Annotated in this window: 19 protein-coding genes; 1 reads left to right on the top strand and 18 read right to left on the bottom strand. The window is 34.1% G+C overall.

Annotated features, from left to right (window positions below; genetic code table 11):
• Window positions 1–118: 118 nt before the first annotated feature.
• The 3 genes from glnA to AO843_RS07225 form a co-directional block, all read right to left on the bottom strand.
• The gene (glnA, locus tag AO843_RS07235; protein ID WP_054610441.1) at window positions 119–1,453 is read right to left on the bottom strand and encodes a type I glutamate--ammonia ligase; all 1,335 of its coding nucleotides are present in this window, start codon (window positions 1,451–1,453) and stop codon (window positions 119–121) included.
• Between the two features lie 54 nt (window positions 1,454–1,507).
• Window positions 1,508–1,885 carry a MerR family transcriptional regulator gene (locus AO843_RS07230; protein ID WP_054610440.1) on the bottom strand — a complete coding sequence of 126 codons (378 nt, stop codon included), beginning with the start codon at window positions 1,883–1,885 and terminating at the stop codon, window positions 1,508–1,510.
• Between the two features lie 157 nt (window positions 1,886–2,042).
• A complete protein-coding gene (locus AO843_RS07225; protein ID WP_054610439.1) occupies window positions 2,043–3,293 on the bottom strand; it encodes a methionine gamma-lyase family protein in 1,251 nt (416 codons plus the stop codon).
• Window positions 3,294–3,638: 345 nt separating this feature from the next.
• On the opposite strand from AO843_RS07225, the gene AO843_RS07220 reads away from it, so the two are divergent.
• On the top strand, window positions 3,639–4,256 hold the full coding sequence (locus AO843_RS07220) for a trimeric intracellular cation channel family protein (protein ID WP_054610438.1): 618 nt from the start codon (window positions 3,639–3,641) through the stop codon (window positions 4,254–4,256).
• A 406-nt stretch (window positions 4,257–4,662) separates the two neighbouring features.
• On the opposite strand, the gene AO843_RS07215 is transcribed toward AO843_RS07220, so the two are convergent.
• Genes AO843_RS07215 through AO843_RS07145 form a run of 15 tightly spaced genes read right to left on the bottom strand, consistent with a single transcriptional unit; the run spans window position 4,663 to window position 20,004 of the window.
• Window positions 4,663–7,005, bottom strand: coding sequence for an FtsX-like permease family protein (locus AO843_RS07215; RefSeq protein ID WP_054610437.1), 2,343 nt, complete (start codon window positions 7,003–7,005; stop codon window positions 4,663–4,665).
• A gap of 6 nt (window positions 7,006–7,011) precedes the next feature.
• On the bottom strand, window positions 7,012–7,707 hold the full coding sequence (locus AO843_RS07210; RefSeq protein WP_054610436.1) for an ABC transporter ATP-binding protein: 696 nt from the start codon (window positions 7,705–7,707) through the stop codon (window positions 7,012–7,014).
• Between the two features lie 46 nt (window positions 7,708–7,753).
• Window positions 7,754–8,158 (bottom strand): holo-ACP synthase, encoded by a 405-nt coding sequence (gene acpS, locus AO843_RS07205; RefSeq protein WP_054610435.1) that lies wholly within the window; start codon window positions 8,156–8,158, stop codon window positions 7,754–7,756.
• A 24-nt stretch (window positions 8,159–8,182) separates the two neighbouring features.
• Window positions 8,183–9,343 (bottom strand): ABC transporter permease, encoded by a 1,161-nt coding sequence (locus tag AO843_RS07200; RefSeq protein WP_054610434.1) that lies wholly within the window; start codon window positions 9,341–9,343, stop codon window positions 8,183–8,185.
• Window positions 9,336–10,502 (bottom strand): ABC transporter permease, encoded by a 1,167-nt coding sequence (locus tag AO843_RS07195; protein WP_054610433.1) that lies wholly within the window; start codon window positions 10,500–10,502, stop codon window positions 9,336–9,338. Before AO843_RS07195 ends, AO843_RS07200 begins: the two co-directional genes overlap by 8 nt.
• Window positions 10,503–10,516: 14 nt before the next feature.
• On the bottom strand, window positions 10,517–11,443 hold the full coding sequence (locus AO843_RS07190; protein WP_054610453.1) for an ABC transporter ATP-binding protein: 927 nt from the start codon (window positions 11,441–11,443) through the stop codon (window positions 10,517–10,519).
• 10 nt (window positions 11,444–11,453) lie between these two features.
• The gene (locus tag AO843_RS07185; RefSeq protein ID WP_054610432.1) at window positions 11,454–12,914 is read right to left on the bottom strand and encodes a phytoene desaturase family protein; all 1,461 of its coding nucleotides are present in this window, start codon (window positions 12,912–12,914) and stop codon (window positions 11,454–11,456) included.
• Window positions 12,911–14,275 (bottom strand): aminotransferase family protein, encoded by a 1,365-nt coding sequence (locus AO843_RS07180; protein ID WP_054610431.1) that lies wholly within the window; start codon window positions 14,273–14,275, stop codon window positions 12,911–12,913. Before AO843_RS07180 ends, AO843_RS07185 begins: the two co-directional genes overlap by 4 nt.
• A gap of 12 nt (window positions 14,276–14,287) precedes the next feature.
• The gene (locus AO843_RS07175; protein ID WP_197278887.1) at window positions 14,288–15,028 is read right to left on the bottom strand and encodes an SDR family NAD(P)-dependent oxidoreductase; all 741 of its coding nucleotides are present in this window, start codon (window positions 15,026–15,028) and stop codon (window positions 14,288–14,290) included.
• A 43-nt stretch (window positions 15,029–15,071) separates the two neighbouring features.
• A complete protein-coding gene (gene fabG / locus AO843_RS07170; RefSeq protein ID WP_054610429.1) occupies window positions 15,072–15,815 on the bottom strand; it encodes a 3-oxoacyl-[acyl-carrier-protein] reductase in 744 nt (247 codons plus the stop codon).
• 20 nt (window positions 15,816–15,835) lie between these two features.
• Window positions 15,836–17,011 (bottom strand): beta-ketoacyl-[acyl-carrier-protein] synthase family protein, encoded by a 1,176-nt coding sequence (locus AO843_RS07165; RefSeq protein WP_054610428.1) that lies wholly within the window; start codon window positions 17,009–17,011, stop codon window positions 15,836–15,838.
• Between the two features lie 22 nt (window positions 17,012–17,033).
• On the bottom strand, window positions 17,034–17,390 hold the full coding sequence (locus AO843_RS07160; protein ID WP_156313942.1) for a hypothetical protein: 357 nt from the start codon (window positions 17,388–17,390) through the stop codon (window positions 17,034–17,036).
• A gap of 37 nt (window positions 17,391–17,427) precedes the next feature.
• Entirely contained in the window at window positions 17,428–17,853 is a 426-nt protein-coding gene (fabZ, locus tag AO843_RS07155) for a 3-hydroxyacyl-ACP dehydratase FabZ (RefSeq protein ID WP_054610426.1), read from the bottom strand.
• The gene (locus AO843_RS07150) at window positions 17,847–18,896 is read right to left on the bottom strand and encodes a BtrH N-terminal domain-containing protein (RefSeq protein ID WP_054610425.1); all 1,050 of its coding nucleotides are present in this window, start codon (window positions 18,894–18,896) and stop codon (window positions 17,847–17,849) included. The genes fabZ and AO843_RS07150 overlap by 7 nt, the downstream gene beginning before the upstream one ends.
• Window positions 18,871–20,004 (bottom strand): BtrH N-terminal domain-containing protein, encoded by a 1,134-nt coding sequence (locus tag AO843_RS07145; protein WP_054610424.1) that lies wholly within the window; start codon window positions 20,002–20,004, stop codon window positions 18,871–18,873. Before AO843_RS07145 ends, AO843_RS07150 begins: the two co-directional genes overlap by 26 nt.

Genomic DNA, 20,004 nt, shown 5'->3' with positions numbered 1-20,004 from the left:
GCTTTCAAAAACGACTCAACCATCTGACACCGATAGAATATCGACATCAGATGGCTGCTTAGTCTTTTTTAAACTGTCTACTTGACAGGGGTAAGTCCATACTCGGTTTCAATCGTTATTAATACATTTTTAAATATTGATCGCGTTCCCATTGATGTACAGTTGTACGGTACATATCGAACTCGATTTCTTTTGCTTCTTTAAAGTTAGCGTAGATATGCTCACCTAAAGCTTCTTGAGCTACTTTATCTTTAGCTAGTAATGTTAAAGCGTCATCCAATGCGGCTGGTAGGTTTGCAATACCATTTGCTTTGCGCTCTTCTTCAGTCATTACATAGATGTTACGGTTAATCGCAGCAGGTGGTGTTAAGCTTTGGCGAATACCTTCAAGACCTGCTTCTAGAATAACAGCCATCGCTAAATATGGGTTTGCAGAAGGGTCCACAGAACGTACTTCTACACGAGTTGAAAGTCCGCGTGCTGATGGGATACGAATCAATGGTGAACGGTTTTGTGCTGACCATGCTACATAACATGGTGCTTCATAACCAGGTACTAAACGTTTATAAGAGTTAACTGTTGGGTTTGTAACAGCAGTGAAACCTTGAACGTGTCCAAGGACACCTGCCATAAATTGCATAGCTGTATCTGAAAGACCTAATTCTGTAGATTCATCATAGAATGCATTTTCTTTGCCTTTAAATAATGACACGTTAAAGTGCATACCAGAACCTGCTTCACCAAATAGCGGCTTTGGCATAAATGTAGCGTGTAAACCATGTTTACGTGCAATTGTTTTGACAACTAATTTAAATGTTTGGATGTTGTCACAAGCAGTAACAGCGTCTGCATATTTAAAGTCGATTTCGTGTTGTCCTGGAGCAACCTCATGGTGAGAAGCTTCGATTTCAAAGCCCATTTCTTCTAGCTCTAATACGATATCACGACGGCAGTTTTCACCTAGATCTGTTGGAGCTAAGTCGAAGTAACCACCATGGTCATTTACTTCTAATGTTGGTTCGCCTTTTGCATCTAATTTGAATAAGAAGAATTCAGGCTCTGGCCCCAAATTGAAGCTTGAGAAGCCCATATCTTCCATTTTTTTAAGAATACGTTTTAGGTTGTTACGTGGGTCACCAGCAAACGGTTCGCCTTTCGCAGTGTATACATCACAGATAAGACGTGCTACTTTCCCTTTTTCAGAAGTCCAAGGGAATACTACGAAAGTATCAAGATCAGGATATAAATACATATCTGATTCTTCGATTCGAACGAAGCCTTCAATAGATGAGCCATCAAACATCATTTTATTTTCTAATGCTTTGTCTAATTGACTTACAGGAATCTCAACGTTTTTGATTGTGCCAAGAATATCTGTAAATTGTAAACGAATAAAGCTTACGTTTTTTTCTTCGATGAGACGTTTAATGTCCTCTTTTGTGTATTTACCCACAGTTTTCCACACTCCTATAATTTGTCTAGCTTTTATGTTTACCCTACCCTATTTTTAATAGAATCGAGATAAATCCCCTCGTCGGATGGATGATTTTTGCATGCGCTGTGCTTGACGCATTTCTTCTCGCATAATTTGGCGTAATTCAGAATCACTTAAATCTTGTTCTTCAGTTGTAGCAACAGGATCTTTCCTTTTAGCAAATATTTTTTTAATCTTCGCCATATTCATACCCTGTTCTAAGTAGTCTTTAACTTCAAGCAATGTGTCGACGTCATTTAGAGAAAACATTCGACGGTTGCCTTCTGTTCGGTGCGGCTCAATTAAATGGTGTTCTTCATAATAACGAATTTGTCGTGCCGAAAGCTCAGTTAATTGCATAACAATACTCATTGATAATAACGGCATAGTTCGTCTAATTTCACGACTCATTTAAGTCCTCCTCCAATACCCGCTTATCATATAACGAAATTTTTTCACTGTCAACCGGCCATGTAAGGTTTCCTAACATGGTTGCTATTATTTTTTTCAATCCGAGAAAAAATTGTAAAAAACTATTCAAATTTAAGGTTTGTCTCTTTCCATATTTCTATTTTTGAATCGCTTGAACAGCACTACAAATTGCAAATTTTACATGTTCATATGTTAGCCCGCCTTGTATAAACGCTGTAAATGGCGGACGTATCGGTCCATCTGCTGTAAGCTCTATGCTGGAGCCTTGAATAAATGTTCCTGCTGCCATAATGACATCATCTTCATAGCCCGGCATATATGCTGGTTCAGGTGCGTAATGAGCATTTATTGGCGAGTTAGCTTGTATTTCACGACAAAAGGCAATCATTTGCTTGGCTGTTTGGAAAGAAACCGATTGTATTAAATCTGTGCGATGGGCATGGTAACTTGGAGATGTATTCATCCCAATTTCCTCCAGCATAGCTGCCGTAAAAATCGCACCTTTTAATGCTTGTGATACGACGTGTGGCGCTAGGAAAAATCCTTGATAAAAATCACCTAATGTATTTAATGTCGCCCCTGCTTCTGCCCCAATTCCTGGTGATGTCATACGGTACGCACATTTCTCGACTAAATCTGCTCGACCTGCAATATAGCCTCCGATTTTTGCTAATCCTCCGCCTGGATTTTTAATGAGCGAACCCGCCATTAAATCAGCACCAATCTCTGTTGGTTCTTGCGCTTCTACGAATTCACCATAGCAATTATCAACAAAAATAACGGCTTGTGGAGCTAATTCCCGAACCTTCTCACACATATCAGTGATTTCTTCAATTGAAAAGGAAGGGCGTGTTGCGTAGCCTTTTGAACGTTGGATGGCAACCATTTTCGTTTGAGCTGTTATGGCTGCTTTCACACCTGCCCAATCGATTGTTTGATTATCTAGTAAATCAACATGTGAATAACCGATTTGATAATCTTTCAAAGAACCTGTATCTTTGTCACCACCATCGACAATGGATTGCAACGTATCATATGGCTGACCAGAAATATAGAGCAACTCATCACCAGGACGCAGCACACCGAATAGACTAAGCGTGATAGCATGTGTCCCTGAAATAATTTGTGGTCGAACAATAGCAGCTTCTGCTCCAAATACCTCAGCATAGACGCGCTCTAGATTGTCGCGCCCCTCATCGTCATAACCATAGCCATTTGATGGATGTAAATGATAATCACTAACTTGATGTTTGCGAAATGCTGCTAGCACTTTTTGCTGGTTATAAAACGCCATTTCTTCGACCTTTGCATGAAAAGGTCGAACTTTCTCTTCTATTGTTGACGCTAATGATAGCGTCGATGCCGATAAACTAGATGTAAACGTCATTTTTTTCTTCTCCATTTCACAATTGTCATGCATTTCATTCAGTAAGTTATATTCAATATTTAAATGGACCTAGATCATTTTAGAATTCCCTAATCAACTACTGGTATATCAACGCTTATGACAGATGTTTTTCTTTTTTTCATTAACATCTTATCAATTTGTATATGCCCCTGTAAAACTTGCCTATTGTTTCTAAGCAAAATTTACGCTAAGCTAATGTGCGGACTTATTTCAAGAAGAGTATTTAATGACGAATTTTGGCTATTAAATTCATAGATTCTGTTACTAAAAAGATCTTTTAACTTTATGAATGAGGTTCATTTATTTATAAAAGGGGTGAAAGGGATGGCTTGGGAGGTTTTTAGTATTATAGGAACAATTGCCTTTGCTATTTCTGGGGCAATTATTGCAATGGAAGAGGAATACGATTTATTCGGTGTTTATATACTCGGTATAGTCACTGCTTTTGGTGGAGGGGCTATTCGAAATTTACTCATTGGTTTACCTGTCACAACATTATGGGGGCAAGATATGATGTTTCAAATTGCGCTCGCTGCGATTACCATATTTTTCATTTTTCCTCATCACCTGATTCAACACTGGCATCGATGGGGCAATTTCACAGATGCCATTGGCTTATCAGCATTTGCTATTCAAGGTGCACTCTATGCTGTAAAGCTGGATATGCCTGTTAGTGCTGTGATTGTAGCTGCTGTGTTAACAGGTTCAGGTGGTGGCATTGTGCGTGATTTATTAGCTAGACGAAAACCACTAGTTCTCCGTGATGAAGTCTATGGTGTTTGGGCTGCTCTCGCAGGGCTTATTATTGGATTTGAAGTTTTTACAGGAGACATTTTCCTTTATATTTTATTCGCAGTGATTACAACGTTACGCATTCTTTCCTATATAATGAAATGGCGTTTGCCTTTGCGAAGGTTGAATCGGGATTTAAATAACAATTAATTTCTTATAGAGTATAGCAATGGTACGAAACTAATAAAGCCTTTTAAATACCAGCTAGCATTTAAATGAGATGTGACCTGAAGATCCTTCCTATCAAACAAAGGATACTAGTTCACATCTCAAAATAAACACCCACTGTCTTAGTATTCAGGGAAGGTAGTAGTCTTTCAAATAAAATATCTGAATAACGCTTCCTTCATTTTAAAAGCCAAAATAAGTTACCTTTAGAATTTTAATTCGCAGTATACGTTAATACAGCAACAAAAGAAATTAATTATTTAAAATGCTATCAACAGTACCAAATCAACTCATTAAACGTTAACTATACATACATAGTACGGGATAAGGATTTTTAAACACTACACTACAAAATGATTTATTCAGATAAACTTTAACTAACATATAGTTATAATTGTTCAGCTAATAGCTTCTGAAAAGATGTTGATTTTTTTATTTTCATCATATAAACAATTGCTACTAATGCAAAAAACAGCAAAGAAAAACCTGTAACTGTCAAAATATTTACTAATGATGTTTGCATTGGTAAAAAGAAATTAGCCGACTTGGACAGTTCGCCAAAAAGCAATTTACTTAAAAGAATAAAATATGGAATTGAAATTGCTATACCTATTAATAAAGGATACACATAACCAATAATTGAAACTTTATTAATTTCTGAATTTGTATACCCCATGGATTTAAGTAACAGGATATTTTTTTCTCCCGTCTTTATTGCTATATAGATTGAAATACTTAAAAGTATACCACCCAGTAACATACCTAGAAGCAGCATGGCACCAGATATAATTTTATAGTTTTCAAAATTTAATTTAATGGCTTCATATTGTTCTTTTTGAACGATAGTTTGACGAATTTCCCCTTTGTCCATAATAGGCATATCTTTACTATAAAACCCACTATAGAAATTTACCTTTTCTAAAAAGTTATCTTCGTAATATGTTTGAGATGTGTACAACTCGTTCCCTTGTAAATCTAAGTTAATTCCTGCAATAGTTACATCATTATTTTTTTGATTATCATAAACTGTTAGCTTATCGCCAACCTTAAGATTATGTTTATTAGCAAACCATTTATTGATGATTACACCATTTGACAGTTGATCAGTAATATTTTTATTTGTTTCGTAATCATAAAAATGTATATATTGATTTTTTTCATTACTATCAAGCGCAATCAAACTGATATCATCACTATTATTATTTTTTGAGTCAATCTTCAAATTTCTAACAAAATACCCTTGTGCATCTTTTACATTCGTAATATTAACTTTATCATTTAATATCGACTTATACTCATACTTATACTGCTTTTCAAAGGAATTAGCCATCTGATCTGGAAAGCCTGACATTCCCATACTCATTAAAATTTGTACACCTAAAGCAAAACCTGAAAAAATTACTAAACAAAAAACAAATAAGTTTCTAAAAATAAATTTGTTACGCAAATTACTTAAAAATTTCTTTCTTGCAAATAATTTTAATAATACTCTCTTGATTAGATTATTTTTAGCTTGACTAGTTTCCCTTATAAGGTTTATCGAGTTTTTTCGAAGGAAAAGGAAAATAATTAAAAATGAGAATGCTAAAACTCCTATAGTAAATATACTAACTACAGACACACTGAAAAACATATCCATACTTTTATTAGGATAAGGTGCCAATAAGTCATTATTCATTACCCCAAATATTGTATTGTTCATGAGGGATGATAATAAAATACCCAAAGAAACAGGTAATATTAGTAACAATGCTGTTGGAGAGAAACTAAAAATTAATTCATAATTTTTATATCCCATCCCCTTTAATACACCATAAGTTTTAAGGTTATCTTGAATCATTTTTATTAGAACCATCGCCAACATGATACCAACAATAGATAATAACAAAGTTACTGTAACACCAATAATCATTTTATTCATAGATATTTTTAAATCTAGTATGTTAATTTCCGTATTGTCATTCTTTTCTAATAAATATTCCACTTCTGCGCTAGGAATTTCTTGTGGTTTTTGACTTGTCCATACCCCAGCATAATAGATTTTTTCTTTCTCATTTAATGCATTGTATTGTTTGTCATTGAAAGACACTATAACGGATGTTGCCGGTTTATATATTTTTAAGCCTGTATCACTCATATTTGGATTAATTAAACCCGGGAAGCCTGCAATACCAGATACAATATACTCTTTCTCTTTAATTATAAAAGAGCTTCCAATATTTAGATCTTTCTTTTTAGCTGTATTGATATCAATAACTATTTCATTATCTTCAGCAGCCATTTCTCCTTTTACAAAAAAGAATTTGTTTATTTTTTCGTTATGTTTAACAACTCTAAAATTATTGCCGTTAACTTCGAAAAATTTAGACTGCTGTATTTCACTTATAAATCCGTAATTTTTTTGTAGTCCACTAATTTTATCTCCATAAATATCACGATAAGAAATTTGATGATCGAATAGGATTTGATTGAAATTTTTCTCTTCAATTTCTTCAAGGCTAATTTGGTGCTGCGAAGCAAAAATATTTATATCATTTTTACTAAGTTTAGGTAGAAATTGAAAGTCTTCTTGTTTCAATGCTTGGTTATTTTCATTAACCGTTTCTAAATTATTGTTAGTAATCAATAATGTAAAAGCCATAAAGCTTGTAATCAGAATCATGATATTAATAGAAAAAAATAGAAATTTATTGCTTTTGAACAAATATTTTAAACAATGTTTTATTAACATTTTTTGTCACCACACAATCTTTTCAAGACTAAGTGGATTTTCAACAACTTTAACAGAATCTATTTCGCCATCAACCACATAAACTACCTTATTGGATAAATTGGCTAATTCCGTATTGTGCGTAATCAAAATGACAGTAATATTGTTTTCTTTATTCATATTTAATAGTAAACTCATTATTATTTTTGCTGTAGAACTATCAAGCGCCCCTGTTGGTTCGTCGCAAAAAATAACTTTAGGATTTTTAATAATTGCACGTGCTATCGCAACACGTTGCTTCTGTCCTCCAGAAAGTTGGCTTGGATATTTATTCTTATGCTCCGCTAAACCTACTTTTTCTAAAATATCATCGATAGAACTTTTAGAAACACTTAAGTATTGTCCTACCTGTACGTTTTCATAGACCGTTAACGTAGGGAGTAAATGATATTCTTGAAAAATGAATGAAACATTATCTCGACGAAACTTAACCATTTGTTTTTCATTAAAAGTAGCTAGATCCTTATCAAAAAATTTCACTTTCCCTTGAAAGTCTGTATCTAGCCCCCCTAAAATATTTAAAAATGTGGACTTCCCTGAACCAGAAGGCCCTAGAATAGTTATAAACTCACCCGTCTCGATATTTAAATCAATTCCTTTTAACACTTGATTTATAATTTCACCATTTTTGTACGATTTACTTAAACCTTGTATTATGTACATAGTAACCGCCTTTCAAATCAAATAAAAATTTTGTATAAAGAGAAATTCACTCTTTAATTGTTGGTATTCCTTGTATTACAACAACCGCTCCTGCTGATAGTTGAGAATGCGTAATTGTAAGGAAAAATTCTACATTGTGATAAGCAGGAAAAATTAACTCTATAGGTTTTAAATACTTTACTTCTGGCTTGCCTAAAGGGTTTGATATTATTTCTATTTCCTGAAACCCTACATTTTTTGCAAAACCTGTTCCTATTGCTTTTACAAACGCCTCTTTAGCAGCTATTCTGCCGGCAACCCATTCAATTCTTCGTTTCATGTTCTTTATTTTTTCGAATTGTTCTCTTTCAAGATCAGTAAAAAATAGCTTCTCCAATCCCGAATTATTACGTTCTAACAATTGTGTTATTCTAGTTAAATCAATTAAATCAAACCCAAGTCCAATTATCATTTTCCACTTCCGATACTTTTCCTATCAATATTTTAATCTTTTTAATCCTAAACCAAGAAATACTACTGCAAACCCTACTAAAATAGCCATTTGTGAAGCTACTCCAAATAGATTAGAATTACCAACCATCAATTCTTGAAAACCACTTAACGCCCAAGATTGAGGCGTTACGTATGATATCTTTTTCAAAACATCACCAACAACATCTATTGGCCAATAAACCCCACCTAACATTGAAGTCGAAATGATTATTAAACTGCCAATAGCTTGTTGCTGCTTTACAGTTTTTACGAATCCACCTATCATTAACCCTAAACCAATAAACATTATAATCAACACAGAAGCAAATATAATAACTCCCCAAATATTTCCCCATGTAACGCCAAAAACAAAAGTGCTAATAGTCATTAATATGCCAAATTGGAACCAACCAATCATAAAAAATGCTAATAAATAGCCCATTAAAATAGTAATTTTAGAGGTTGGTGTGGTCATCAACCTACCCCAAGTTCCTTCAGCACGTTCTTCAAGTAAAACCGCTGACGAAGACATAAGAGTGAACATTAGAAACATAATTGCAAATCCTAATGAGTTACGATTAACTGCTTTTTGTTTTTCAACAATTAGCCCATCACCTATAATTTGTCTTTTAATAATCGTTTGATTGTTTGAACTGACATTTTCAATGACGCTCGATACGTTACTTACAGCATCATTTTGTTTGTCATTATAAACGATGTCATAGACAGCTTTTAACTGTTGATAAGATGAGGTAATTATTTTTTTTACGCTTTGTAATTCCATCGATTCCTGTTTCGAATTTAATATGATCTGCTCACTTTCATTACTTTGTATAATTCCTTCTTGAAAACCTCTAGGAATTATTAACACACCGATTGCTTCATTTTTATCATTTAGCTTTTTCGCTTCTGATTCATTTTTTTCAATCCAGGAAAAAGAATAATCATTTTTCAATAAGGTTTTGTAATCTTCTGATATCTGTGTTTTGTCTAAATCCACAACTACCATTTGTAAGGATGTTGTCTCCTTATTTCCAAAAGTCCCATTTAAAAATCCAAAAATTAAGGAAAAAACAAGGGGCATTACAAACATGAGAAATATAGAACCCCGTTTCCCTAAAATTAGTTTAAATTGTTGCTTTGCTATACTCCATATTTTACCCAAGGTTCCCCTCCTCCCCTTTAGAAAGTCTAATAAAACCTATACTAAATGTAAGAAGACCTATACAAAATAAAACTAATAATTCGACAGTTATACTACTAAAACCTCTACCTCCCATTAAATTCAAAAGCCCATTTTGTGCCCAATAATTAGGAGTGATATAAGCCGCATATTGTAACATTTCCGGAAAAGTGTGAATAGGTATCATACTGCCACCTAGTAATACCATAATTTGGACACCTACTCCGCGAATAATGTTAGCCATTGTTTCTGTCTGAATAAATATTGTTAAGAAAATAACAATCCCGCCAATGGCAAAAACATAAGCAAGCATTAATAAAAATAAAACTCCCAAATGATTTCCCCACGATATATTAAAAATAAGTGAAGTTCCTAATATTAAAATGAAAAATTGAAGTAAACAAGTAGCAGTTGTACTTAACCACTTTCCAATGATAAATGAAGGTAGGCTAGTATAAGTCATTCTTATTCTGCTATAGGTTCCTAATTTTTTTTCTTCAATTATTGAACTCAGACCCGACATACCTGTCAATAAAATAAACATGACACTTATTCCAGCAGCATAATATTGAAAAGAAGAAACAATTTTTCCATCATTCGCACTGCTATTTTCGATAAATAATGTTTCCGAAATATCCTCTGTTTCCATGTGATCTTCTTTTTGATACGGAACAGCATTCGTATTTCCAGTAGCTTTATATGCTTGTCCTAACAGTCTCGAACTTTGTATTATTTGATTGAATACTTGTTCAGTTATTTTGCCTTGAAGCTCTGCTTTTATATTATGCTGAATTACTATACTATCAGCCTTTTGCAAATCACCAGAAACTGTAACCATTACTGGTATTTCCCCACTTTTCACCTCTGTTTTAGCTTCTTCTTGATTCATTTCCTTTAAATGAATATATTGATTTGCATGCTGTTCTACTTGTTTTATTAAATTTTCGCTTTCATTATTAGGATGGTTAAGAACCACCGCAACAGTAAATTTTTCAATAATTTGCTTATCTTCAAAAACCCCAGCTAAGGCGTAACCTAGTATTAAAACCAATAATAATGGTGTGATAACTAAAATTAAGACAGCTTTCCAATCAAAAAAAGTTAATTTTATATCTTTTATAGCAAGCCATAATATCTTCATAAAGTTCCCTCCAATTAATCCCTAAGTGATTTTCCTGTTATTTGGAGGAAACTAGTTTCTAGACTTGGTGAAAGAATATCTATCGTTGCTATACTTTCCCCTGAATCTTTGATAACTTCTAGTATATTTAATAGTGTTTGATGAACATTAGCTGTATTAACTATTAGTTTATGATCCTCAACTTCTTGAATGTTTGGAATGTTATTCTTAATATAATTTATTGCGCTTTCATTATTGTTTTGAAGTGAAAATATAATTTTTGACTTGTCGCCAATTTGGAGAATAACATCTTCAATGGTTCCTTGAACGATTAACCTGCCATGATCAATTATGCCGATACGATCACATAAGTACTCAACTTCCTCCATATAATGAGAAGTATAAATAACTGACATTCCCTTACTATTCAATTGTTTGATCGTTTCTAAAATATGATTTCTAGATTGTGGATCAATACCAACTGTAGGTTCATCCATAATTAGTAACGCTGGTTCATGCAAAATAGCAGCCGCAATATTTATCCTTCTCTTCATACCGCCAGAAAAGGTACTTATTTTCTCATTTGCTCTATCATCTAAACCTACTAACTTTAAACACTCAGCTACTCTTTTTTTTAATTTTTCTCCATTTAAGTTGTACATACGCCCCCAAAATAACAAATTATCCTTTGCACTTAAAGCAGTGTAGAGCGCAATATCTTGTGGTACTACTCCCAACAATTTTTTAAATTTAAAATTATCTTTATAAATGTTTTGGCTGTCCATAGTAATTGAACCATTTGTAGGTTTTATTAATCCACAAATCATATTAATTAATGTAGTCTTTCCCGCTCCATTAGGTCCGATTAAGCCATAAACTTCTCCCTTTTTAATATTTAGAGAAAGTTCACTAACTACATTTTTATTAGTAAATGATTTAGTAAGATTCTTTATTTCCAGAATGTCAGGCACGCTATTTCACTCCTTCAAATTCATTCACTATTTTTTCTGATACTGTTTCTGCCTCTAAAAACCCTCCATAGACGCCAAAATTAGGACCCCATTGACCAGTAATAAATAATCCATTTACACCAATACTGGCTTTAAGTGCATTTGTGCGTAGGCTTTGAATAGGGGTGCGCTCCCAGCCAAATACAGATCCCTCATCATTTAAAGTATATTTTTTGAACGTATTTGGAGTGGCTAACTCTATATCTGTAATATATGAATTCATTCCAGGAGTAATGAATTCTGCAATTTCTAGCAACCTATTAATTTCCGTTCGATCATCGCTATAAAAACCTTCTCTAGTTAGAATTGTCATCAACATAATATGCCCATTATCAGGAGCCAAAGTAGAATCTACCTTCGTCGGAAAACATGTAAGTGTAATAGGTAGTGCTTTTCCCTGATGAAGTTGCGAACGATAACATAAATCATTGTCCCAATTTTCAGCATCCCAACTTGGGAAATAACTAATATCACTGACCTCCGGATTATAGTTTGAAGATAATGTGACATATAATCTTAAAGCTGAAGGACCAATGTCTAGTTGCTTTAACCGTTGTCCAAATCGACTATTTACATCATTTGGATTTAGCATATTATATGTTTGTTTAATAGAAATTGCAGAAACTACAGTTTTAGTTTTTATTGTGTCAAATTCATCATTTATATTCTTTACTTTCACGCCTACCACTTGTGAACCTTCTGTCATTATTTGTTCTACTTTTGTATTGTTTAATAGGCGTCCACCACGTTTTTCTATTTCTTCCATGAGTAGTTTTGACAATTTATAGGTGCCGCCTTTTACATAATAGGCACCTTCATTATAAGAGGCTAATAAACTTGCTAATGTAAAAGCAGAACCGTTTGCAGATATTCCACCATAACCTGGACCTAAAGCAGACAAGATCCCCAACACTTTTTTATTCGGAATTATCGAGAGTACATACTCTGCAAAGGTTTTTCCACTCCACATTCTAAAGAATGAAGCAATTCTATGTTGATCATTTTGCACCAATGCAGTACTAAACGATTTTAAATCATCCATTAATTTTTTGATGTTTACAGTGTATTTAGGAAAATTATCAATTAATACTTCTTGCAATTTGTTTAAAGAAAAAGGTATATTTATTCTTTCTTCTCCATATATCGCCTGTATCGGATCACTGTAAATAACTTCTATTTTTTCTCGCACATTTAATTTGTACAGTAATCGATCAATAACATCACCCGATTTAAATCCTCCGATATGATGCGCCCCAATGTCAAAATGGTAACCTTTACGTTCAAAACCACCTGCATACCCACCTACATTAGCACTCTGTTCTATAAGCCATACACATAATCCTTCACTAGCTAACTGTGCCCCCGTAGCCAAACCAGCAATTCCTGCTCCAATAATAACAATATCTGGTTCTTTCATATTCATGAGTTCAGCACTTTCATTGCTTTAATTTTATTTAAAAGACCTAAAACATATTTCAATTCCTTCATGAAATCGTCGCAGTTTTTTTTAGTAAATGTTAGTGCTGGAGCAAGCACTACAGCATTCGTACCTGCAGCGTGTACTAGAATCCCTCTTTTAGCTAATAAATTAGTAACTATCATCGAAATTGGCCATTGGTTTATTATTGGAGCCGCACTTAATTGATCGGATAAGCGGATTCCTAGCATAAGTCCTCTTCCTTGAATATCAATTATGCCTTCTTGATTCTTTAATTCATAAAAATTAGAAAGTAAAAATTCTCCAATTTCAGCCGCATTCTGTACTAGATTTTCTTCTTCAATAACTTGAATATTAGCAATTGCAGTAGCACATGCCACCGGGTGACCACTTGTAGTAAATCCATGCACAAACTCTTTACCAGAGTCAACTTCTCCTAAAAAACATTCAAATATTTCTGATTTAACTAGCACTGCCCCCAATGGAAAATACCCACTTGTAATGCCTTTAGCAAGTAACATCATGTCTGGCCATATACCTGAATGTTCAGCGGCAAACATTTTCCCTGTTCTTCCAAACCCAGTTGCAATTTCATCACTAATCCAAAGAATTTCATATTGATCACAAAGTTTACGAACTCCTTGCCAATATAAATCTGGAATTACTCCAATCCCTTCGGACGCTTGTATTGGTTCAGAAATAAAAGCAGCTATACTATCTGCTCCTTCATTCAATATCACTGTTTCTAAATCATCAATACAAGATAAAATCCATTCTTCCACGGTCATATGTACAGGTTTTTGAAACAAATCAGGAGATTTTGTTTGAATGCAACCTGGTATTAAGTCACCAAATGGTTTTTTATCATACTCTATCCCACAAACACTAATCGCTCCAAAAGTACTGCCATGATATGCATTTTGTAAGCTAATAAATTTACTCTTTGTCGATTTTCCTTTGTTATAAAAGTATTGTCTCGTCATTTTCATCGCGGTATCTGTCGATTCCGAACCACTATTTGTATAAAAAACATGGGGATATCTGTTACCGGTTAATTCTGATAGTTTTTTAGCTAATTCTATAGCTGGTCCATTTGTCGTTAAAAACAAAGATGAATGATCCAACTGTTTAAGTTGCTTATTTATGGCTTCTATTACTTTTGGATGTCCATGACCAATATTTACATTCCATAAGGAGGAGTTTGCGTCTAAATAAGTCTTACCATCTTGATCCGTAACCAAATTTCCTTCTGATTTTTCAATTAGGGTATACATTTGTTTCAAATATACATCCATTTGATTCCAACAATGCCATACTCGTGAAGCATCAATATGCGAATATTTCATTTAAATCCCCCTTTATCTGGCAGTATATCCACCATCCGCTACTAAGACTGAACCCGACATCGTATCGGCTGCAGAGGAAACTAGGAAAAGTGCTGATTTTGCTATTTCATCAGGTTCCAGTTCTCCATTAGGTAATCCTCTCATAAGATCAACCCACTCTCTGGAACTTCCAACTTGTTTTATGATGCCTTTAAACATATCTGACTTCATCATTCCTGGACATAAACAATTAGCTCGGATATTCTTTTTACCGTAATCTAATGCTATTGATTTAGTCAGTTGAATTACTGCGCCTTTGGAAGCGATGTACGCAGATAATCGAGGTGCACCCACAAGTCCAAAATGAGAAGAAACTGTTACTATCCTTCCATATTTTTGAGTTTCCATAATTGGTAGGACAGCCTTACAACTAAGATATACACCCAAAACATTTACATCAAAAACATGCTGCCAATCCGATTTTTCTGTTTCAGTGATTGTACCTGCACGTACGATTCCCGAACAACAGATCATATTTTCAATACTTCCGAATTGCGTAATCCCTAATGTAATAGCCTCTTGCAGATCTTTCTCATTAGTTACATCACCAACAAAAGCAATAACATTTGTACCTATTTCTTCTGCCAATTTAACAATATTTTCATTCTTATCGAATAACACTAAATTTGATCCTTGCTTAGCAAATAACTTGGCACATGCAGACCCTAATCCACCTGATGCTCCAGTAATAAAAGTTGTACTCTCCTTTAACAACATTTAATCCCGCCTTACATTTAACTAATATTTCTTCTTCCTTCTAACACAATAATCCCCCATCGACTACAATAGTTTGTCCCACAATATAACTAGCGTCATCTGATGCAAGGAAAGCAACAACATTCGCTACTTCCTCAGGTCTTCCAAATCGTTTTACTGGTATAGTCTCTGTATACTTTGTTCTTAAATTTTCTGGTACTTTATTCAGCATATCTGTTTCGATATAACCGGGTGCAACCGCATTTACTCGAATTTTTTTGGACGATATTTCTTTTGCTAATGAATGCGTTAAGCCAATAATACCTGCTTTTGCTGCAGAGTAATTTGTTTGACCAGCTACACCGATAATCCCGCCTACAGACGTAATATTAATGACAGATCCATTTTTTTGTCTAATCATCGATGGGATAACTTGCTTAGTTATGTAAAATAATCCATTTAAATTTGTGTCAATTACTTCATTCCAAGAATCTTCACTCATCATCATTAGGTAACTGTCTTTTGTAACACCAGCATTGTTAACTAGAATATCAATTTTACCGAAATCAGCCGTTACACAATTTACAAAAGACTTTATCTGCGATAAATCTTTTAAATCTAACTGATAGGCTTTTATATCATTTCCGTATTTTGCAATGTCAACAACCACTTGCTCCGCAGATTTTTTGTCGAAGTTATAAGTAAAAGCAATATCAGCACCTTCTTGAGCTAACTTTTCTACAATTGCTCTTCCAATCCCCCTCGATCCACCTGTAATGATTGCGACCTTTCCTTTTAATTTCATGTCCTACCTCATTTCAAAAGTTATTGTGATATTTTAGTTAAAACAATACTTGATAGATTACCACCAACATCAAAGCTGTTTATTAAAATATTTTTAATCGGCATTTTCTTAGTGTCAGTTACAACATTTAAGTGAATTTCACTATCTGGTTTAGTACAACCTACAGTCTTAGGAATGATTTGATAATACAAACTAAGTGCACCTATGATAAATCCTATAGAAGCGGATGCCCCTATCGTTTCTCCTATCAGTCCTTTTCCAGACGTAACAGGAATATTCTTTGCATATGTACCAAAAACATTATGAAAAGCTAAAGCTTCTGCTAAATCACCATAACGTGAGCCACTTGCAGAAAGAATAGCTACATCAATATTTTCTGGCTCTAATCCTGCATCTAATAACGCAGATTTCATAGAATTTTCAAAGGGTTTACTTTCTATTGGAGACAAAGCTCTTTCTGGACTTACTTCAGAAAAGGCACCACCATATCCTAATACTTCACATAAAATTGGAGCATGACGTTGTTCAGCATGTTCGAGTGCCTCTATTACAGCCACACCAGCACCTTCTCTTAGAGCAATACCATCACGCTCCGTATCGAACGGTCTACTAATTATCTCTTGATTGTTATCTACTGTAGTTATATAGTTAAGTTCTTTATATGAATTTGCTACGTCAGCGTGATATTCTTCTACTCCACCAGCTACAATTGCATTTGCTTTCCCTGTACAAATTAAGTCATATGCATAACCGATACTATTGCTTCCCATTAACATAGTACTTACTCCTTTAAGTCCAGTACTAATGCATGTTTGACCAATGCAAGCATTTGCTACAGTCCTTGTAAAAATAGTAGGGCTAGTATAATTTGAGCCACTAGTTATTAACTTTCTAGCAAATGCTTCATTACTTTGTAGAGATCCATACACTGTACTAAAAATAGTTCCAATTTTCTCAACATTCAATTGAGCTAAATCCATTTTGCTATTTTCTATAGCCATTAAAGTTGCTAGTAAAGTTAAATGAGAAAATCGATCCATTTTTTTTACTGTTCTTAAATCAGACAAAGAAGATAAATCAAGAGTTATATTTTTATCCTCACTACATTTTCCTTGTACTACATTATCCCAAAATTGCTCAATTCCTACACCAGCACGTGATAAAATGCCAGCTCCAGTAACTACTACACGTTCCATACATAACCTCCACATAAGTTATCTAAATAGGGTCAAAAAAATGTGTTGTTTCTATAGACAATATTTTCTTTTCTTTGTATTCATAGATGATTTTACTTTTTTTAAAATTTCCAAAAGAGCTTAAAATTTGTGCTCTTATTTTTACATCTGCTTTCGGTAATAAGTTCAAAGAATCAATTTCAACCTTATCAATCATTGCAAGATATGCCTTACCTTTTAAACCGTTAAGTCTCCATAAAATCTCTGCAGCTTGACCCATTGCTTCCAACACAATACTGATTAACGAAACTTTATTGTCGCTCGTCCAAATATCATCATAACTTGGAACAGCAATAAGTACGTTTAAATCCAACTTTTGAATGGACTCTAACATCAACATCGGTTCTCTTTGCATTAAGAGCGATTTTAAACTATTTCTATTTAAATACATAAGATATTACCGATTTTGCAACTAACTTTTCATCAACTTTAGCCTCACATTTGACTTGTGCATGTTGATTGTACTTTGCTGTTACAGTTGCCTCGATCATTAATTTATCTCCTGGATAAACAGGATGAACAAATTTAATTTTATCCATCCCAGATATATAACCTCTTAGCTGGCCGTCTGTTGAATTAGGTGACCAGAAAGCAAATCCTCCGATTTGAGCCATGGTCTCTAATATTAAAACTCCAGGAAAAATCGGTTCATCAGGGAAATGCCCTGAAACCCATGGTTCATTTAATGAAACATTTTTATAACCAACAACTCGTTGATTTTGTTCAATTTCTACAATTTTATCTACCATTAAAAATGGGTAGCGATGTGGCAATGCTTTTCTTATGTCCTGCACATTTAACATGTCATTACCTCCTTTATTGAAATGATAGCTTCTAAATTTTCTAGTGCTTTATATTCTAAATCGACCATTTTTTCTAAAAATATTTCGATTTCTGGATCATCAGCGAAAATACCGGTATTTGGATCTATAGCACCAAGTTCAAAAAGTTTAGCTAATTGCCGCCAACATCTGAATAACTCCATATAATTTTTATAACTATTAAGATACTGTTGGTTTCCAGTTAAAGTAGCGCACTCTTTAAGATAACGAGCATACATTCTTCTAAAGTTGCCTCCACCTGTTCCTACCTTTTCAAACAGCATGGATGCCATATAAGCATGCGTTTGCCTTTCTTTTTCAGGCAATAGTTTATTCCACATTCTTATTTCTCGCGCAAAAAGTTTGATACCTGGAAGCCCCATTTTAAAGGCAAACGGCCTTTTCATTCTAAATATATTTGTTCTGATTGCTTCATTAATAATTAGATTTATATCCCTTTGTCCTTTTGGCAATACGATAGCTTTTAATCCGTTATCTGGTTTAATTGGTGAGGTTTTAGAATTACGAGCATTTTCCAAATCCTTCAAACTAACTTCTATAACATCATTCCATAAATAGTCCAATAGGAAAGCTACACTTTTTTCTTCATCATAGCCAACTAAAATAGCATTATGTAAACCAAAATGAAATGATTGCTCTATTTGTAATTTATCTTTCATATAAGGTAAGTACATCATATCTAAATCTAAAATGACGGGAACACCTAAATCAATCCACTGCTTAGCCCATTGCCAACCTACTATTGGATCATCTGTTCGCTTTGTCTCAATATACCCACCTAGAATACCTACTGCATTTTCTTCGAGGCTATCATTCCGTCCAGTAAAAAAGTAATAATCGACTGACTGATATTTTTGATATGTAAATCCTAGACCACTGCCCAAACCAAAACATAGATCTTCACTAAACGCATAGCCATATCCTAAAAATATGGTACGCATTGCTGTTGAGGCACAATGTGAACCAATATGATGCACATCAATCCATTGAGATAAAACTTTCATTTCCCATCCTCCAAGTTTCTGCCAGACTTAATAAACACTCAGCAATTCGCCGTTCTTCGGCAGCGATTTTATTAATAGAAACTTTCAAATCGGTTGAATTTAAGATTGATTCTGGGAAATCTGCCCCTTTAGCTAACTGCTTATTCAGTTCTCTCCACATATTGCTTAACTTGTAGTAATCTTTAGATATTTCTTCTAATCTATCTTCACCAAGTAGGTGCGCAGCCTCACGAAGAAATCCTGCATATAACCGCCTATAAAATCCTCCACCACTCGCCTTTTCTGATATATAAAACATCATCCCCATTGTTATACTTACTTGTTCTCGCGGCATAAGCTCTAACCAATTGGGCATTTGTTTCGCTAAACGTTCAATTGCATTTATTCCATTATATTTTCTACTTGTGTATAAAAATGAATGCATATTTGCGTATATTGCATTTTTGGTTGCTTCCTTGATATTCGGAAATTTTGTTGGTAAATAATACACACCGTAACGATTTTGAGGATGATTTGTCACTGTCATAGGTGGATTACATGCATATTTCAAAACGTCAAGTGGAACTGTTTGAATACGCGATAAGTTATTTTCGACAATATAGGCTTGATTTTCTATTTCATCTATACCAATAAGCATCGTGACATGAGTACCCGCTGGTGTCTGTAATTGAGAAAACATGCGATCCCAAGTAGAAACAAAATCGTTTGATGCAGTATGTGGCGTCTCACTTGATCCTGGTAAACCAGGTTTATCTAAATATTTTAAATACAAGGATAAAACTACATCTAAGAAAACCGGTTTTCCCTCTTGTAATAACTCTTTTATATGCTCCCAAACCAGCTCACTATCTGTTGGTATACAAGATGCATAATGCATTCGAAGTGATGAAGCTAATTCTTCAAATTGGTTATGTGTAACACCAGATATCATTGCAAAATCAACTGTTTCCTTAGTCTCTTCAGGTAAGAGATACGCAAAAGACAAGCCATTACTTAATCCAAATAACATAGTTTCCGTAAACTTATACCCTTCATACTCCATCAAATCTCGAATGTTACCGGCCCTACACGTTACACTTAATCGATGAGGAAAATCGACTATTTTCAT

The sequence above is a fragment of the Lysinibacillus sp. ZYM-1 genome, from assembly GCF_001308875.1.
Taxonomy (GTDB): Bacteria; Bacillota; Bacilli; order Bacillales_A; family Planococcaceae; genus Lysinibacillus.
Note: the sequence above shows the minus strand (reverse complement) of the source record. Positions and strands in the feature narration are given on the sequence as shown.

Excerpts from the sequence above, each read along its gene's own strand:
- AO843_RS07230 (WP_054610440.1), bottom strand. The coding sequence starts at position 1,885 with ATGAGTCGTGAAATTAGACGAACTATGCCGTTATTATCAATGAGTATT.
- AO843_RS07225 (WP_054610439.1), bottom strand. The coding sequence starts at position 3,293 with ATGACGTTTACATCTAGTTTATCGGCATCGACGCTATCATTAGCGTCA.
- AO843_RS07220 (WP_054610438.1), top strand. The coding sequence starts at position 3,639 with ATGGCTTGGGAGGTTTTTAGTATTATAGGAACAATTGCCTTTGCTATT.
- AO843_RS07215 (WP_054610437.1), bottom strand. The coding sequence starts at position 7,005 with ATGTTAATAAAACATTGTTTAAAATATTTGTTCAAAAGCAATAAATTT.
- AO843_RS07210 (WP_054610436.1), bottom strand. The coding sequence starts at position 7,707 with ATGTACATAATACAAGGTTTAAGTAAATCGTACAAAAATGGTGAAATT.
- acpS (WP_054610435.1), bottom strand. The coding sequence starts at position 8,158 with ATGATAATTGGACTTGGGTTTGATTTAATTGATTTAACTAGAATAACA.
- AO843_RS07195 (WP_054610433.1), bottom strand. The coding sequence starts at position 10,502 with ATGAAGATATTATGGCTTGCTATAAAAGATATAAAATTAACTTTTTTT.
- AO843_RS07185 (WP_054610432.1), bottom strand. The coding sequence starts at position 12,914 with ATGAATATGAAAGAACCAGATATTGTTATTATTGGAGCAGGAATTGCT.
- AO843_RS07180 (WP_054610431.1), bottom strand. The coding sequence starts at position 14,275 with ATGAAATATTCGCATATTGATGCTTCACGAGTATGGCATTGTTGGAAT.
- fabG (WP_054610429.1), bottom strand. The coding sequence starts at position 15,815 with ATGAAATTAAAAGGAAAGGTCGCAATCATTACAGGTGGATCGAGGGGG.
- AO843_RS07165 (WP_054610428.1), bottom strand. The coding sequence starts at position 17,011 with ATGGAACGTGTAGTAGTTACTGGAGCTGGCATTTTATCACGTGCTGGT.
- AO843_RS07160 (WP_156313942.1), bottom strand. The coding sequence starts at position 17,390 with ATGTTGATGTTAGAGTCCATTCAAAAGTTGGATTTAAACGTACTTATT.
- fabZ (WP_054610426.1), bottom strand. The coding sequence starts at position 17,853 with ATGTTAAATGTGCAGGACATAAGAAAAGCATTGCCACATCGCTACCCA.
- AO843_RS07150 (WP_054610425.1), bottom strand. The coding sequence starts at position 18,896 with ATGAAAGTTTTATCTCAATGGATTGATGTGCATCATATTGGTTCACAT.
- AO843_RS07145 (WP_054610424.1), bottom strand. The coding sequence starts at position 20,004 with ATGAAAATAGTCGATTTTCCTCATCGATTAAGTGTAACGTGTAGGGCC.